Source organism: Leisingera sp. M527, assembly GCF_025141525.1.
Classification (GTDB): domain Bacteria; phylum Pseudomonadota; class Alphaproteobacteria; order Rhodobacterales; family Rhodobacteraceae; genus Leisingera.
Window position 1 is genome coordinate 76,424 of record NZ_CP081038.1, and the last position, 17,137, is coordinate 93,560.

8 protein-coding genes are annotated in these 17,137 nt (G+C 63.2%); 5 read left to right on the forward strand and 3 right to left on the reverse strand.

All coding sequences use genetic code 11. The annotated features are described in order from the left end of the window. Positions 1-23: 23 nt before the first annotated feature. The 4 genes from K3555_RS21495 to K3555_RS21510 all read left to right on the forward strand — a co-directional run bounded on the left by K3555_RS21495 (position 24) and on the right by K3555_RS21510 (position 6,724). Positions 24-830, forward strand: a complete 807-nt coding sequence (locus K3555_RS21495; protein WP_260008597.1) for a sulfotransferase family protein — start codon at positions 24-26, stop codon at positions 828-830. After that, positions 811-1,773 carry a glycosyltransferase gene (locus K3555_RS21500; protein WP_260008598.1) on the forward strand — a complete coding sequence of 321 codons (963 nt, stop codon included), beginning with the start codon at positions 811-813 and terminating at the stop codon, positions 1,771-1,773. The genes K3555_RS21495 and K3555_RS21500 overlap by 20 nt, the downstream gene beginning before the upstream one ends. Beyond that, the gene (locus K3555_RS21505) at positions 1,770-3,056 is read left to right on the forward strand and encodes a glycosyltransferase family 4 protein (protein ID WP_260008600.1); all 1,287 of its coding nucleotides are present in this window, start codon (positions 1,770-1,772) and stop codon (positions 3,054-3,056) included. The genes K3555_RS21500 and K3555_RS21505 overlap by 4 nt, the downstream gene beginning before the upstream one ends. A gap of 620 nt (positions 3,057-3,676) precedes the next feature. Continuing rightward, positions 3,677-6,724: a G8 domain-containing protein gene (locus tag K3555_RS21510; RefSeq protein WP_260008602.1), complete on the forward strand. Its 3,048-nt coding sequence runs from the start codon at positions 3,677-3,679 to the stop codon at positions 6,722-6,724. On the opposite strand, the gene K3555_RS21515 is transcribed toward K3555_RS21510, so the two are convergent. From K3555_RS21515 to K3555_RS21525, 3 genes are all read right to left on the reverse strand, one after another. After that, the gene (locus K3555_RS21515; protein ID WP_260008603.1) at positions 6,709-7,998 is read right to left on the reverse strand and encodes an O-antigen ligase; all 1,290 of its coding nucleotides are present in this window, start codon (positions 7,996-7,998) and stop codon (positions 6,709-6,711) included. The genes K3555_RS21510 and K3555_RS21515 overlap by 16 nt on opposite strands. Before the next feature lie 20 nt (positions 7,999-8,018). Beyond that, a complete protein-coding gene (locus K3555_RS21520) occupies positions 8,019-9,674 on the reverse strand; it encodes a GMC oxidoreductase (RefSeq protein WP_260008605.1) in 1,656 nt (551 codons plus the stop codon). A 70-nt stretch (positions 9,675-9,744) separates the two neighbouring features. Then, complete coding sequence (locus tag K3555_RS21525; RefSeq protein WP_260008607.1) at positions 9,745-11,472, reverse strand: hypothetical protein; 1,728 nt, start codon at positions 11,470-11,472, stop codon at positions 9,745-9,747. Positions 11,473-11,676: 204 nt separating this feature from the next. On the opposite strand from K3555_RS21525, the gene K3555_RS21530 reads away from it, so the two are divergent. Further along, entirely contained in the window at positions 11,677-17,118 is a 5,442-nt protein-coding gene (locus K3555_RS21530) for a PKD domain-containing protein (RefSeq protein ID WP_260008609.1), read from the forward strand. Positions 17,119-17,137: the final 19 nt, after the last annotated feature.

Below are 17,137 nucleotides of genomic sequence, written 5' to 3' on the forward strand. Positions count from 1 at the left end.
CATCCCAGGTCAAGGTAAAGAGGATGTTCGACAACCGCACCGCAATAGACAAGGCGGGCCTCGGCAGGCTGCAGCAGCGGTTTGACGCGGTGCGCGGCATCGGCCGCAATCATTTTGGCCTGAAAATCGGCGGCCGGATGATCGGGTATTGCTATATCCGCAAGAATGCCTGCTCCAGCTTCAAGACAATGTTTCTCGACCGCTCCCCGCAGCGGGCGCAAAAGCGCCCGGATCAGCACCCGATCGACTTTATCCGCCAGCATCACCGCTTGGCGCCGGGTGCGCTGGCCGCCTGCGACCATCTGATCTTTGCCTACCGCGACCCGGCCGAGCGAACGCTGTCGATGTTCCGCAACAAATTCATCGCACAGACCGGCGCCACTGATATCAGTGCAAGCTACACCCGGATTACCGGCCAGCCGCCGGAAGCCGCAACCTTCCGCAGTTTCACCGAAGACTATCTGGGACGCCGGTTCTCCCGACTTGACCGCCATGTGCTGCCGCAGCGGATGCATCTGCAGCGGGTCTGCTATACCGACGCCATACCGGTGCAGAATCTTCATGCCGGCATGTGCCGGGTGATCGGGCCAGAGCTGGCAGACCAGTATTTTCTGCAACCGGTCAACCGGACCTCCGACGTGCCGCTGCAGCCGGTGTCCGATGCCGCCGACCGGCCTGTGCAAGAGCTGCGGGAAATTTACGCCCGCGAGGGCTGCATGCCCGATAACGCAAGCCTGCTGCCCGCCGGAGTGGCAGCCCGGCTGCGGAAACTTTATGCCATGGACTATGATATCATCGGGACAGTCAGCAATGCCGCATGCTCAGCCTGAACTGCCAAGGATCACCGTGGCCATTGCCGCTCATGAGACTGACGCTTGCATCACCGCCGCGGTTCAGTCGGCTCTGGCCCAGGACCGGGCTGCCGTCAGCGTCATTGTGGCGGATGATGCCTCGCGCGATGGCACTGCCGGGACGGTGGCCCGCATCGCAGCGCATGACGGGCGGGTGTCATTGGTCCGCAGCCCGGTCAACCTGGGGCCCGGCGGCGCCCGCAACCTGGCCTTTGCGGCGGCAGAGGATGATTGGATCGCGGTGCTGGACAGCGATGACAGCTTTCGGCCCGGCCGCCTGGCACGGATGCACGCCCATGCGCAGCAGCAGGACGCGGATATCGTGATCGACGATTTTATCTCGGTGGATGCCGCTGGCCAGACCCTCCCCGGACCAGGGCTGGCAGCGCGGCACCCTGCGGGGGTTCTGGATATGGCCGATTGGCTGCGGCTGAACGACATGGCCCGCGCGCAGCTGAGCTTTGGATATGCAAAGCCGCTGCTGTCGCGCCGCTTTCTGTTGAAAAACGGCCTGCGCTATAATGAAAGCCTGCGCAACGGAGAGGATTTCCACCTGATCCTCGAGGCGCTTGCAGCCGGGGCGCGGCTCTATTTCACCGGCGAGGCCGGCTATAGCTATACCCGCCGCGCAGGGTCCGTGTCGCGCCGGGCGCAAGGCAGCCACATGCGGGCCTTGCTGGCCGCGGACAAGGCGGTGGCGGCCAGGCTGTCCGCGCAGCAGCAGGGCGCCACCGCCCGGCTGCTGGCGGTGCGGCGGCGCAACCTGCAGAACCTGATCACCACCGAAGAGGTGCTGGCCGAGCTGAAAGCCATGCGCCCTAGCGCGGCGGCGGCCCGCCTGGCGCGGCACCCCGGCGCCCTGGGGCGGGTGGCCGGGCATCTGGCTGAGGCCCTGCGCAAACGCATCGGCGCACGCGCGTGACCGGCGGGGCAGGGGACAGGACAGGCGGCAGGACAGAGGGCAAGCGGCCCGCAACCCTGATCGTCGCGCGGCGGCTCGACGGGGCGCGATCGGGCAGCAACACCTATCTGAAGGTCTATCTGCAACTGTGCCGGGACGCCGGGCTGTCGACCCGGATTGTCTTTGCGCCGCGGCGGTCCTTCGGCAACCTGGCCTGGGCCCGTCTGGACCCCGGCATTGCAGATCTTGCGGATCAGATCGACTGGGCGCAGACGGTCCGCATCGGCAGCACCCGGGTTTCGCTGTCGCCGGCGGTCTGGCTGCGCATGGCCCGCAGGGCCGCCGCAGAAGGGTGGCGGCGGCTGAGCGGGCAGGGCCGCAGCCCCTATCCGAGCCTGCTTGGCGTTGAGCTGCCGCCGCGGGAATCCGAGGAAGTGATGGCGCGCGCGCGGAGAGCTGACGCCGAGGTGCTGACCGTGGAATACAGCAGCCTCGGCCCGCTGCTGGACCAGCTGGAGGCGCGCACGCGTGTTGTGTTTCTGCATGATCTGTTTTCGCTGCGGGCCGAAAACTTTGCCGCGCAGGGGCTGCAGCCCGACCATACGGTGATCACCCTGGCCGAAGAGGCGCAGCGCTGCCGGGCGGCGGATCTCCTGATCCATGCCAGCTGCATCGAGCGCGACCGCTTGCGGCCGCTGCTGCCCGGCGCCCGGCATGAATGGATGCCGCCCGCGGCACAGGCCGTCCGCCCCCGCGCAGAGCCCGGCACAGAGCCGCACGGGCTGTTTCTCGGCTCTGTCCACGGCGGCAACACCGAAGCGCTTGGTTTCCTGCGCCGGCACGTCTGGCCAAAGGTGCGCGCCGGGCTCCCGGAGGCAAAGCTATGGATTGCCGGGTCAATTGCAGCCACGGTTTCCGCCCGGGAGGCGCAGGCCGAAGGGCTGGTGCTGCTTGGGCCGGTGGACGATCTGGCCACCCTTGGCGGGCCGCAAGCGGTCGGGCTGGCGCCTATGAAGACCGGCAGCGGCATTCCGATCAAGGTGGTGGACTACCTTTCATTGGCCATGCCGGTGGCGGTGACACCCGGGACATTGGATGCTTTTGGCGGCGCGCTGGACGGGTTTGCGGCCGTTTCCGACTCGGATGCCGGCTATGCGGCCATGGTCTGCGCCCTGCTGCGCAACGATTCGGAACGCGAAAAGCTGTCAATGGCTTCCGCGTCGGCAATTTCGCAACTCCGTAATCCGGAGCTGACCGGCATCCTTGACAGCCAGGCAGGCGATTCAATTTGCCAGGATGTTTGAAATACCTGAAACAAAACATTTCTCCCCGAACACTCCGTATTCCGGAATGGTTTTTTCATTTGGTTAACACAGCATTAACGTGCGCTCTGAAATACCATGACGCGAATGGTTCGGCATAATTTCGCCGGCACGCCCGCTGCCCGCGCTCGGATTATTGCCCATGCGGGAGCAAACTTCGAATTCCTATTTGAACACGCTGGAAATGGGCGGCGAGTTGGGGCAGGTTCGCAAAAAATTCGGATAACGAGGGACACATCGATGCAGTTCAAGCGCAGCGCTTCCGCGCTTTGCGCGTGGCATAGCCGCGCATCATACCGACGGTTACCGGGCGGCAGTTTTGAGCCCCGGGATCCTGCCTCAAGCACAACGCCTTGAGGCATCTGTTTTTTTGCACCCTGCTCCCCTAGGTCAGCAGGGCTGGTGAAAGACACGGCCTGCGTCTCCGGAGGCAGGCAGGGGGGGAAAGCGGCCAGTCGCGCAGCAGCGCGGCGGCCAAAGAACATGCCCTGAAGATGCCGTTAAAGCAACGTCAACATTCCTTTCTCACGGCATCCGCAAAACATAATCATCTGCCAGACCGCTAACACGCGCCTGATCTGGCAATCCGGAGATCCAGTTCGATGAATGCAATGACCCACGACACCATGATGTCCCATCATGATATGACCATGCCGTTTACGAATCCCGCGGACGCAACCCACGTCGCAGTACAATCCGGCAATTGGAATGACCCGTCAACCTGGAAAAACGGTAAGGTCCCGGGAACAGACGCAAAAGTCCACGTACCGGAAGGCGTGTCTGTCGAGTACAACTCCACATCCAACGCCCGGCTGGAATGGGTCCGCGTCGACGGCGGGCTTGATTTCGCCACCGATCAGGACACCCATATCCGGGTCGAGACATTCGTCACCGGCCTGAACTCGCATCTGACCATCGGCACCGCGGATAAGCCGGTTGAGGCGGATGTGAACACCTCGATCGTTTTTGCCGACGGGCCGATTGACACCCAAATCGACCCTGACTTGCTGAGCCACGGCCTGATTGCCCAGGGCAAGGTCGAAATCCATGGCGCCACAAAATATTCCTATTCAGCGCTGGACGGCAACGCAAAGGCCGGCACCAAGACCCTGAACTTTGAAGCCAACACCGACGGCTGGCAGGTCGGCGACACGCTTGTCGTGATGGGCACCCAGCAGGGCAAGTTCCAGGATGAAAGCCGGGAAATCGTGGCGATCAAAGAGACCTCGACGGGCGTTGAAATCACCCTGGACAAGGCGCTGAGTTACGATCATACAACCCCGCCGGGCTATGATCTGGACATTTTTGTCGGCAACGAGACCCGCAACGTTGTGTTCTCCTCCGAGAACCCCGAAGGGGTGCGCGGGCATGTGATGATGATGCACACGCCCGACGCCGTGGTCCAATACGCCGAATTCAGCGAGCTGGGCCGCACCGACAAATCGCTGCCGCTGGATGTCGGCACCAATGTCGCCGCGCGCTACCCGCTGCACCTGCACGAGACCGGCACCGAGGCCGGCAGCCAGATGGCGGTGCTGAACGGCAACGCGGTGCATGGCTCCCCGGGCTGGGGCATTGTGCAGCATTCCAGCCATGCGGCTGTTGATTTCAATTTTGTGCATGACATCGCGGGCGCCGGCATCGTGTCGGAAGACGGCGATGAGACCGGCCAGTGGATCGGCAACTTTGTCACTGGCATTCCCGGCGCTGGCGAGGATTTTTCGATTGCCCGCGATGAGCACAAAGCGGATTTCGGCCACAGCGGCGTGGCCTATGAAAACCAGGCCCGGCAAATCGTCCAGCATGACAACATTGCCGCAAACGCCAATACCGCATGGATGTTCCGGGCTGCCGAAACCAGCGTCGACAATCCCGACCGGGATGCGCTGCAGTTCGACCCGATGCCGTTCAAGGACGTCCTGAACAACGAAGAGCCAGCCATCACCGGTTTCCATGACAACACTGCAATTGCGGTGGAGACGATGGTCGACACCGGCCACCGTCAGGACATGGCCACCACCACCGACCTGCGCAGTGACATGATCCGCATGACAGCCTGGGAAGTCGACAAGGTTTTCGACGTCTTCAGCTATACCGGCGAATATGTCATTCGCGATGGCCTGTTCATTGCTGACGACGACGGTGCAGGCAAGGCCATCGTCATGCCGTCCAAGCACGAAAGCACGTCGATCATCAACTCTCATTTTGACGGCTTCAAAACGGCGATTTATGATACCGGCGTGAACAATGACGGTGTTTACATCGGCAATACGTTCAAAAACGTCGGCAAGAAAATCGACAGCAGCAACTATGGTGACGAGCGGCTGGTATCAGCGGACGCGTCGTCGCTTGAAACCCTGGCGAAACCAGTGCTGAAGCTGGATGCAGATGCCGACCTCACTCTGGGCCCGCGCGACAAGGACCTGCTGATTTCCGGCACCATCACCGACAATGCCGGAGAACTGCGGCTGGCGTCGAACATATGGTCGAAGGTTCCGACAGCGGATCAGGACGGGATCAATACAAACGACACCCTTCTCGGCCAGCCCGACCCCGAAGATCTGCTCGCCCTGCATGGTGCGATGCGCGATGGCGACGGCTGGGTCATGCCGGTTGCGATCTGGATCACTGACCGCGTCACCGCCGAGCATTTCTCCTACCGCATCGACATCAAGCTGGAAGGCTATACCGACGACTTCCTGAAACAGTATGAAATCACCGATTTCAAACTGCCGTCCAGCAAGGTTGAGATTTTCGACGGCTATACCGAAGCCGGCGGCACGGACACCGGCGGCGGCACCCCGGATCCGAAACCGACTCCGGACCCGGATCCGGATACAGGCGGCGATGCTGAAGCCGTGCTGCAGGTCGGCACCGCAACCTTCAATCAAGGATCCCGCAAAAACTGGTTCAGCACCGAGTTTGCCGAAGACATCGACAATCCGGTGGTGATCATGGGGCCGCTGACATCGAACGGCGGGGCGCCGGCCTTTGCCCGGGTCAAGGCGGCAACCGACGACGGGTTCAAAATGCAGATTGAGGAATGGGATTATCTCAACGGCAAGCATGGCACGGAATCGGTGAGCTGGGTTGCCATGTCGAGCGGCACCTACGAGCTGGAAGACGGGCGCCAGGTCACTGCGGTGCAGGTGGAAACGGACAAAAACGGCAAGGCCACCGTAGATTTCTCCGGTTTTGACGGTGAAATCGCTGTCTTCACCCAGATCGGCAGCCATAACGCCTCCGAAGCGATCACCGTCCGCAACGAGGTGTCCGGCAACGATTCCGTCGAAATCTCGCTGCAGCGGCAGCAGGATAACAGCGGCGGTGCCTTTGCACCGGAGACCGTCTATGTGATGGCAATGGAAGTGGGCGAAGGCGAAGGCTTGCAAGCCGGGAACATGACCGGCGTGAAACGCAAAGCCTCGCAGGTGGATGTCGATCCGGACGCGTTCGATGAGCTGGCATTCCTCGCCTCCATGACGTCAACCAATGGCCAGGACCCTGCTGCATTGCGTCTGCGCGATTTTGACAGCAACGGTATCTCGATCTTTGCCCAGGAAGAGAAATCCGCAGATAATGAGACCTGGCACAAGCGTGAAGACGTCAGCTGGTTTGCGGCAGAGACCGGCGTTTACGATCTGTTCTGAACCGCCGGATCCGCGATATGAAAGGCAACGGCCGGCCCCGAAGGGGCTGGCCGTTTCTGCACCGGGCCCTGCCCGGTGCCATGCCTGCTGCCAAGCCGGTGCTTGGCCAGGTAGCAGGCGCCGATCCAGATCAGCATATGGGCCAGCACAAAGGGCCGCATCAGCTCGCTTTCGACCATGGCGCGGATCAGTTCGACCATCGCCACCGTCAGAAAGAAAATGAACGGCATGCCGCCGCGCCGCACCAGCTGCAGGGCCAGGCGGGCAAAGGCCCATGCCAGCATGCAGATGGTGAGAACCAGCCCGATCAGGCCGAAATGCACGGTGTTTTCATAAAATGAGTTGTGGAAGGAAAACACCTGGTTCGGGCTTTTGTGGAACGCCGCAAAAATCTGCCGGACAAGGTCGTTCTCCTGATACCGCCAGAAGCCGCCGCCGCCGTATCCGGTCACCGGATGCTCCCGGATAACATCCTCGGCATAGGCCCAAAGCTGGGTGCGCCCGGTGAGTGTGCGGCTTTTGCCCAGCCGGTCGAAGAACAGATCGGCAAGGGAGTCGGGACCGCTCAGCAGCACCGGCAGGGCAATGGCCAGCACCCCCGCAGTGATCAGCCCGGTGGCGATCCTGTCGGCAGGCGTGCGGTCTCCGGCGCCGGCAAAAAAGCCGAAGCCGCCGATCATCGTGATGATGGCAAGGCTCAGCACCAGCGCCGTGGCCGAATGGCTGCGCAGGATCAGCACAAAGGCCAGCGCTGCCAGCACCAGGGCGGTAAACCGCAGCCACAGCCGGAACCAGGGGTCGAAAGCCACGCAGAGCGCCGCCGCCCACAGCAGCAGCATCTTTGCCCCCAGCATGTTTTTATGCGGAAAGACGCCGGTCATCGCGCCATCCTGATAGGAGGTGAAGAAAACGCTCAGCACGCCGCAGATACCGGTTGCGAAAAAGGCTGTCAGAACAATCCGGCGCGGACTCATCCAGGCTGCAAAAAGCACACAGATCAGCCCGGACAGCACCATCTGGACACCGGTGCGCAGCGCCTCTCCCGGCACCACGCCCAGCGGCGATGACAGCATCGCCCAGGCGGGCAGCAGCAGCAGCGGCCAGCTGCCCGCCAGGATCGGCACCGTGGCCCGGCGATCGCGCCAGACCGCGTAGGAAAAGTAGAGCGCCAGCGGATAAAGGATATACTCATCTCTCTGAAAGACGGTGAAGGTGACCAGGAACCACAGCACGGCCAGGGCCAGTTCCACAGGCCGGGCCGGGGCCGAGCTCATTGCGGCTTGCACCCCTGTGGTCATTGGGCCGCCGGTGCAGAGCAACCGCTTCCAGCCGCGGCATGGTGCCCGGCATGGACCGATACCAAATGGCGTGCCAGCCGCATAGAGAAGGCCGCGATGGAATGCGTTGGCTGCGGTGCACCGCTGCTGCGAAAGACCGCCGAGCCTGCCAGGTACAGGCCCTGCACGCCATGCACCCGGCAATTTCCGTCAACAACGCTGTCGCGCGGGTCCAGCCCCATCCGTGCCATCCCCGTCTGATGATAGCCATCCCTGGCACTGGCGCGGATGGCCCGGACCTGGTCTTCGGGAGTCATGTCATGCTGCAGCCTGGCCAGGCCGGAGGCGGCAAACGCCGCCGATAGCATCTCGTGACCGCGGACGACACGGTCCACATCAGCCTGCGAGAAATTGAAGTGGATACGGACCCCCGGCAAAGTGTCCGGCTGCACAGGGCCGGCAAGCTCGATACGGTTTCCGGCCTGGGATTCCTGTTCCGCGTGATAACTCAGCTTGTACCGGTTTGCGCCATTCGGGATCAAATGATCGACCACCTCCCGCCTGCGGTCGCAGCGGGCGCTGATCATTCCGGGCAGGGCACGCAGGCTGGGCCCGGCGTCTGCAGCCAGATTGCGCAGATGCGGCAGAACCGGGCTTGGTTCCAGCCGTTCAGGGGGTTTGGGTCCCGGCAGCGAGGGATCGCGCACCCTGCGCCCGCGCAGCCGCGCAAGCAGGTGCTTTGCCGAGAGAATGCCTGAACCGTGCCCGGCATTGGCCGCGGGCCAGTTGCGGGCCCAGAAGAACATATTGACCCCGTCCGCCATGGCCTGGGGCGTGCTGCGGAACACCCGCCGGCTGAGCCCCTGTGCGCCCTGCCGCCGCCAGCCGTAGGCACGCACATCGGCCCGGGACGGAAAGACAATACTGGCAATACTGCCGGTCAAATGCCCGGCATAATACTGCCCCAGTGCCGCCAGGTGGCCCAGCTCGGCCCGGTCTCGCGCCTGCGCGGCCAGCAGCAGCCGGGCGGTTTCGATCCCGCCCTGGGCCAGAACCGTTGTCCCGGCCCGGATGCTGGCTGCCGGCGCCCCGTCCTGCTGCCGGACCCGGACACCGGCGCAGCGGGGGCGGCCATCGGCACCCGTCCCGAACTCGAGACCCACCGCATTGGCCTGCAGCACCACATCAGGGCCGCCCGGGGCATCGATACGGGCCTGATGCCAACGCATGAGCGATCCGGAATCGGCCAGTACTTCTGTCGCGTTCAGATCGAAATCCCCCGCCGCGCCGGGCCGCAGGAAAGGGACCGCCGGCGCATAACCGCCAAGAAAAGCGGTCGCGGCGCTGAAATAGGACGCCAGATCGCTGAACGGCAGCGGCCAGCCCGCCATTTCAAGATCGTGCTGCACAAGAGGAAGAATCCGCCCGCCCCACAGGGACGTTGTGCCGCCAAGCCCCTGGCAATGTGTCTCAGCGGGATCCATGTGGGTGCCGGGATATTCGAACGCGGCCCCGGGCCCGGGGCGGGGCGCATGGCCGCCGGCCTCCAGCACCAGAACGGTCTGCCCGGCCTCGGCCAGCGGCAGCGCAACCGCAAGCCCGGCCGGCCCGGAGCCAACGATGCAGGCATCATAGCGCCGTTCAAGCGCGGTTTGAAATGTTACCAATGGCACTGTGTACTGTTCCCCTTGGTGTTCTGCTATAGAGACTAGAGCGCAAAACCGGACCCGGCCACGAAAACGTCTACCTTTTGCCGCCGGTTAACGTGACAGCGTCCCAGCCGGCCCGGATGATCCTGCCGCTGTCCACCTGTGCCAGCCAGCGGTTCGCAGCAAAGGCGTTGGTGCAACGGCCGCCGCCCATCTCCAGCACCACCGGAGTATATTCGGCCTGAAACCGCGGCTGCACAAACAGCTGCTTCACGCCGGTGTCGGAGGCACGCGCCGCCTCGGTCCAATTCTCCCGCTGGCAGCCAGGCTTGTGGAATTGCGGCAGGAGGTCCAGCGGATGCTTCCAGAAGGTATCCGCGTCAAAGCTCGCATGGTTGCGAAAGCCGATCTTGATGGGATTGGCATGGGCCATTTCGACCCAGTTCAGCCCCATCAGGTCGCGCAGCTCCCCGCCGTAGGTCAGCGCAATGCCGCCTGCGGCAACAACCCCCATGCTGGGCCGCGGGGAAAAGCCGTTCATATAGGTTCCAAACACCTCGCCGCGGGCCGACAGGGTGAATTCGCGGGCGATGCGGAACCGCTCCTGCCGGTAGGCAATGGCATTGACCGCACTCCAGGCCAGCAGCGCCGCCAGGCCCAGGCCGACAGCCGTGGCGCGCCGAACCGGTTGCAAAGCCCGCAACAAAGCCAGCCCGCCCAGCACCAGCGGCAGCGCCAGGATCGGCATCACCGGCTGGTAAAACCGCCAAAGCGCAAAATGATCGCCGCCCAGCATCACATAGGAAAACAGAATGCCAAACACCGCCGCCGCCGCCAGGACCCGGGTGCGCTGGCCAGGGGCAGGGCGGCGCAGCAGGCCAATGATGCTGACCGCGGCCAGCAGCAGCCAGGCCGGCACCAGCACCTCGGCAAAGGGCTGCCCGGTCAGGAAACTGATGAAATACTTGGCCCCGTCGAGGATATTCTGCAGCCGGTCCGCAGAGACTTTGGCGTAATAGGTATTGGGAAAGGGAAACCCGAAATAGGCCATCCGCCCCAGCGTCAGCACCGCAAACCCCGTGATGGCCGCAACAACCGCAAGCCCCGCCGGCCGCCAGGCCGCCGGGCGCAGGACAATCGCCAGCAGCCCCAGGCCACCTGCAACCGCGATGCCCTCGGGCCGGGTCAGCGGCAAGGCCGCCGCCGCCAGCAGCAGCGGCAGATCCATGCGCGGCGGCGGTGCGGCCCCTTCGGCCAGCTGCGACAGCCGGTCGAGCAGCAGCAGGATCAGCGCCGTCCACAGCGCGATCTCCATCATTGACCAGACCGACCAGATGAAAAACGACGGCAATCCGCACAACGCCAGCGCCGACAGCACCGCCGCCGCTGTGCCCCCCGGGCGGCCTGGGCTGCCAGGGCCGCCGGCCGCGCGGCGGGCGATGCGCAGGCTGAACCAGACCGCAGCAACGGTAAACCCTGCCGCAACCAGCAGGATCGCAGTCTCGGGGTTGCCGCCGGCCAGATAGGGAATGGCCAGAACAAGGGTCCATAGAAAGGAGGTCGCCCCCTCCACCCGCTCGCCGCCGATATTGTACACAAAACCATGCCCGTTTGCGATATTCTCGGAATAGGAACGGGTGATCGCCGCATCATCGATGCCGTTTGTGCCCGGCGCCCCGGCCAGGATCCAGGACAGCAGCGCCATCACTGCCACCACCGCGGCGGCAGCCAGGAGATCGGTCAGGCGGCCTCTCCGGCCGCGTTGCCCTGTGGTTGCAGGGCGGCGGGCGTGCGGCGGTTCAGGAGCAGAAAAATCGGTCATATCGTATCCAGGCCTTACAAAACTGTCTCAAATCACTTGGCACTCAGATGCCTTTGTAAACCGTAGCATTTCCCGGAATGCGGAAACGGCACCGGCCTTGATTTCCATTACCGGCCCTCTACCATTTCCGCAGCAGAAGCAGGGTCTTTGACCTGTCCGGTTGTTTCGGCCGTTGTGCGTCTGGTGTCTGTTGAGGGTAAACTAGTGTCTTATGTTTTAGAAACAAACGCCCAGGGAATCGATATTCAAGACATATCGCTTTCCGGGGATTTCACGATTGAATTCAATATTTTCTTCGATCCGCTTGAGCTTGTCAGCAAGGCGGACGGCGCGGTGTCCTCGGGCAATGCCGCCAACGGGCAGGACATTAATTTCCACCAGGGGCTGCCGCGGCTGTTCGACTCCGCCGAAGGCGATATCGTGACCGGTGCCGAAAAGTTGAACGCAGGCGAATGGAACCATGTGGCCTTTGTCCGCGAAAATGACTTCGTCCGGCTCTACCTCAACGGGGTGAATGACGCGACTTCCTTCCATGAGTACACTGCAACCTTCACGATTGAAGAATTTGCCTCCAGCGTCGCCGGGGCGTTGGACGGGCGGATGGATGAGCTGCGCATCTGGTCGACTGCCCGCAGCTCTGAGGAAATCCAGGAGTTTGCCGCCCGCACCATCGACATGACCGGCGGCGGACCTGCCGGGCTGGAACGCTATTACCGGTTCGATGACGATCCCGATCACATTGTGGATGCGACCGGCAATGCGGAAACCGGACACACATTGCACCCGCCGGCGGGCACCGCGATTGTCAACGACGATACAGTCTTTGATGTGAACATCGGCGATGCGGGGAACCTGATCGATACCCAGGTTGTGTCCGGCCTGCAGCTGCCGACCGGCATGGCTTTCCTGCCGGACGGGCGGCTGCTCGTCGCTCAGAAAGATGGCATCGTCCGCATCATCGAGGATCCGACAACCGCCAACAGCGCCTCGGCGGTCTATATGGATCTCTCGTCGCAGGTTCTGAACGACCGGGAAGCCGGCCTGCTGAACATCAAGGTCGATCCGGAGTTCGAAATCAACGGCAATATCTACCTGTTCTATTCCAACGAGCAGGAACAGCGCACAACCGTGTCACGCTTCACCCATCAGGAAAACAGCGGCGGCGCGACCAGCCGTGCCGACCCGGCCAGCGAACAGGTGCTGTGGCGCGAGCATGACACCTATTCCGGCGAGGACCACCAGGGCGGCGGCCTGGCGATCGCCTATGAACCGACAGGGCCCGGCGATCCCAGCCCCTACAAGATATACATTACCATCGGCGAGGAATTTCATGCCGAGAACGCCCAGGATCTGACCCATGACGATGGCAAGGTGCACCGGATCAACCTGACCGACGGGTCGGTGCCCACGGACAACCCCTATTACGATGCGGCCGCGGCCGCCAGCTACACGCCGTCGGTGAACACACAGTCAGCCATCTCGACGAGTGCGGAAAACCTGGCGATTGATCCCGAAGGGGTGATCACCACGATCTACAGCCACGGCCTGCGCAACCCGTTCCGGGCGGAATACGACCAGCCCAGCAACACGCTCTGGATCGGCGAGGTCGGCGGCAATTTCCGCGGCGCCTCGGAGGATATCCACATCGCCGCGCCCGGCGCCGACCACGGCTGGCCGGATTTTGAAGGTTACCTGCCCGACCCGGACGACCCAGGCAGCCCGATCTTTTCCTACTTTCATGCCTCCGGTCCGGGCCAGGATCAGCTGCCGCAGTTCGGCGATGCCGGCGCGTCGGTCTCAGGCGGGATCGTCTACCGCGGGTCGCTGCTGCCGGATGAATACCAGGGCGCCTATTTCTACGGCGACTGGGTGCGCAACTGGATCCGCTATCTTGAAGTCGACTATTCCAGCGGCGAGCCGGTGGTTGTGTCAGACAATCACTTCAAGAATGCCACCGGCCAGGTGCTGACCTTCGCCGAAGGGCCGGATGGCGCGCTTTATTACATCACAACCTTCTCGACCGGCACGCTGTTCACCTTTGAAGGCGCGGTGAACCGGATCGAGTTTTCCGCCGATAATCAGGCGCCGGGGGGCACCGGCATCCTGCTGGACCCCGGCGAAGAGAGCAATCTGACCGCGCCGCATACGGTGACGTTTGACACCGATGCCTTTGACCCGGACGGCGACGCGCTGACGTACACCTGGTCGTTCGGCGACGGCATCGATCTTGATGGCGACGGGGTCGGCGACACTGCCACCTCGACCGAACGCGCACCGACCTATACCTACACTTCCGAGGGCAGCTATGTCGTCGAGCTGGTGGTCACGGACGAACACGGTGCCCAGACCGTCTACAACGCCCAGACCATCACCGTGGGCGAAGCGCCAACAGTCACCATCGACACCCCGGACGCGGCCACCAGCTTCCGGGCCGGCGACACCATCACCCTGACCGGCAGCGCCTTTGATACCCAGGACGGGGCTTTGTCGGGGCCGGATGTCTACTGGTCCATGGTGCTGAACCACAACGAGCATTCGCACCCCGAGTTTGCCGGGATCGAAAACGTGCCGGGCGGCATCAGTTTTGACATTCCCGATACCGGCCACGACTATTTCGGCGACGTCGGCTTTGAGATTTTCCTGACGGCGATCGACAGCGACGGACTCAGCACCACGGAATCGGTGCAGATCCGCCCCGAGGAATCGATCACCACTTTCGACAATCCGGATATTGCCGGTTTCACCTTCACCATCGACAGCGTCGCCTTCCAGGGTGATCTCGTCTATGACAACATCGTCGGTTTCCGCCATACCATCGGCGTGCAGCAAAGCTATCAGGATGCCGGTTTCCAATGGGATTTCTCCCATTGGGAGGATGATCCCAGCATCACCACGGCGACCCGCGAGTTCATCGTGCCCGAGACCGATACCGTTCTGCGGCCGGTCTATAGCCAGGGCGCGCCGATCGGCCCGGTCGACGCGGTGGAGGACAATCTGGCCGCCGATACTGCAGATCTGGTCGGCGGCGGCTGGATCACCCTGCCGGTCAATGCGCTGGCCAATGACACCAACCCCAGCGGCAACCCCTTCGATGTGGTCAGCCTTGACGGGTACAAGACAAATGGACAGCCCAAGACCACCAGCAATTTCGACGGATCCGGACGGCTCAAGGTCTGGGGCGACAATGGCGGCCAGTTCCGGGTATCGCAGGACGGCACCATTGAATTCCGCGACCGCGACGGCGTTTTCGCGGACCTTGCCGCAGGCAGCAGCATCATCACCTCGATCGGCTATTCGATCAGCGATGGCGACGATCTGGACACCGCACCGATCTCGCTGAACATCAGCGTGGGCGGCACGCCCAATACCGCGCCGCAGGGGCCGGGCATTCTGCTGGACCCCGGCGAGGACATGGCCGCCGCGGCACCGCATCTGGTCACCTTCGCCTCTGACGTGACCGACGCCGAGGGGCACACGCTGAGCTATGCCTGGGACTTCGGCGACGGCAATACCGGAACCGGCGCCGCGCCCAGCCACACCTACAACGCGGATGGCCTCTATGATGTCACCCTGACCGTCACCGACGAGCTGGGCGCCGCAACCCTGTTCAGCGGCACCTCCATCGATGTGGGCAACACCCCGCCACTGGCGGTGGACGACAGCGTGGTGCTGCCGGTGGGCTTTGATCCGGTGGCCAGCCACCTTCATATCCTCGACAATGACAGCGATCCCGACGGCAGCCTCAACATGCAGATGGTCGAGATCCTTTCGGGTCCAAGCCACGGCACCATTGAGATCATGGACACCGAAGCCGAGCTGCTGGCGCGCGGCCTGCCTGCGGGGCACTACGGCCATGCGGAATATGTGCCGGCGGACCCCAATTTCGAGGGCACCGACAGTTTCACTTACCGGGTGCAGGACAATGAAGGCGCCTGGTCCAATGCCGCAACCGTGACCATCGAGGTCACAGACACCCCGACGCCGCCGCTTGATGCGGTTGATGATGCCCCGGCAACGGCTCTGGACGATCTGGCCGGCGGCAGCTGGATCACTCTGGGCGCCAACGCCTTTAGCAATGACATCAGCCAAGGCGGCGCGCCGTTCGATCTGGTGCAGCTGGACGGCTACAAATCAAACGGCCAGCAGACAACCACCGCCAACCAGGATTCGACCGGGCGTATCAAGATCTGGGGCGACAACGGCGGCCAGTTCCGGGTGGCGCAGGACGGCACCATCGAGTTTCGCGACCGCGACGGTGTCTTTACCGGGCTTACTGCAGGCAGCAGCATCATCACCGCCATCGCCTATACAATTGATGACGGCACCAACTCCGACATGGCGTCGATCAGCCTGTCGATTTCGGCCGGCGGCACGCCCAATACCGCGCCGCAGGGGCCGGGCATTCTGCTGGACCCCGGCGAGGACATGGCCGCCGCGGCACCGCATCTGGTCACCTTCGCCTCTGACGTGACCGACGCCGAGGGGCACACGCTGAGCTATGCCTGGGACTTCGGCGACGGCAATACCGGAACCGGCGCCGCGCCCAGCCACACCTACAACGCGGATGGCCTCTATGATGTCACCCTGACCGTCACCGACGAGCTGGGCGCCGCAACCCTGTTCAGCGGCACCTCCATCGATGTGGGCAACACCCCGCCACTGGCGGTGGACGACAGCGTGGTGCTGCCGGTGGGCTTTGATCCGGTGGCCAGCCACCTTCATATCCTCGACAATGACAGCGATCCCGACGGCAGCCTCAACATGCAGATGGTCGAGATCCTTTCGGGTCCAAGCCACGGCACCATTGAGATCATGGACACCGAAGCCGAGCTGCTGGCGCGCGGCCTGCCTGCGGGGCACTACGGCCATGCGGAATATGTGCCGGCGGACCCCAATTTCGAGGGCACCGACAGTTTCACTTACCGGGTGCAGGACAATGAAGGCGCCTGGTCCAATGCCGCAACCGTGACCATCGAGGTCACAGACACCCCGACGCCGCCCGCACAGAACGGTGTCCTGGTGTCCGGGCCGAACCTGACCGGGCTTGATATCGCCGATTTCACACTCTCCGGCGATTTCACCATCGAGTTCATGGCGAGCTTCGATGCCGGGCGGCCGATCAACAAGGACGATGCGATCTTCGGGGCCGGTATATTCCAAGGGACCGGATCCAACGACCTGAACTTCCACGGCGGCAACATGCGGCTCTATGCGTTTGAGAACGGCGGCGACCAGGCGGTGTCAACCTTCCAGGCGCCGGCTGACGGATCCTGGCACCACTACGCGCTGGTGCGCGAAAGCGGGGCGCTCAATGTCTATGTCGATGGCGTGCTGGATACAGCGGACAGTTTCGTGTTCAATTCGGATGTAATGGTCGAACGGTTGGCCAGCGGCGTTCATGCCAATGAATCGCTGGATGGCGCCCTCGACGAGGTGCGCTTCTGGGATATTGCCCGCAGCCAGGCCGAAATCGATGCCGGCCGCGGCGGTGTGGTCGATCCCGCCTCTGCCGGGCTGCTGCGCTATTACCGCTTCGACGATCCCGACTTCATCTTCGAGGAGACCGGTGCAGGCGAGGCCCATGGCACGCTGGCCTGGAACACGACAGATGTGGAGTACCAGCTGCAATCGGATCTCTTTGTATGACGGGCATGGGTGCAGCCGC

Bases quoted from the DNA above. Each gene is read 5' to 3' on its own strand.
- K3555_RS21495 (WP_260008597.1), top strand. From the start codon at position 24: ATGTTCGACAACCGCACCGCAATAGACAAGGCGGGCCTCGGCAGGCTG.
- K3555_RS21500 (WP_260008598.1), top strand. From the start codon at position 811: ATGCCGCATGCTCAGCCTGAACTGCCAAGGATCACCGTGGCCATTGCC.
- K3555_RS21510 (WP_260008602.1), top strand. From the start codon at position 3,677: ATGAATGCAATGACCCACGACACCATGATGTCCCATCATGATATGACC.
- K3555_RS21515 (WP_260008603.1), bottom strand. From the start codon at position 7,998: ATGAGCTCGGCCCCGGCCCGGCCTGTGGAACTGGCCCTGGCCGTGCTG.
- K3555_RS21525 (WP_260008607.1), bottom strand. From the start codon at position 11,472: ATGACCGATTTTTCTGCTCCTGAACCGCCGCACGCCCGCCGCCCTGCA.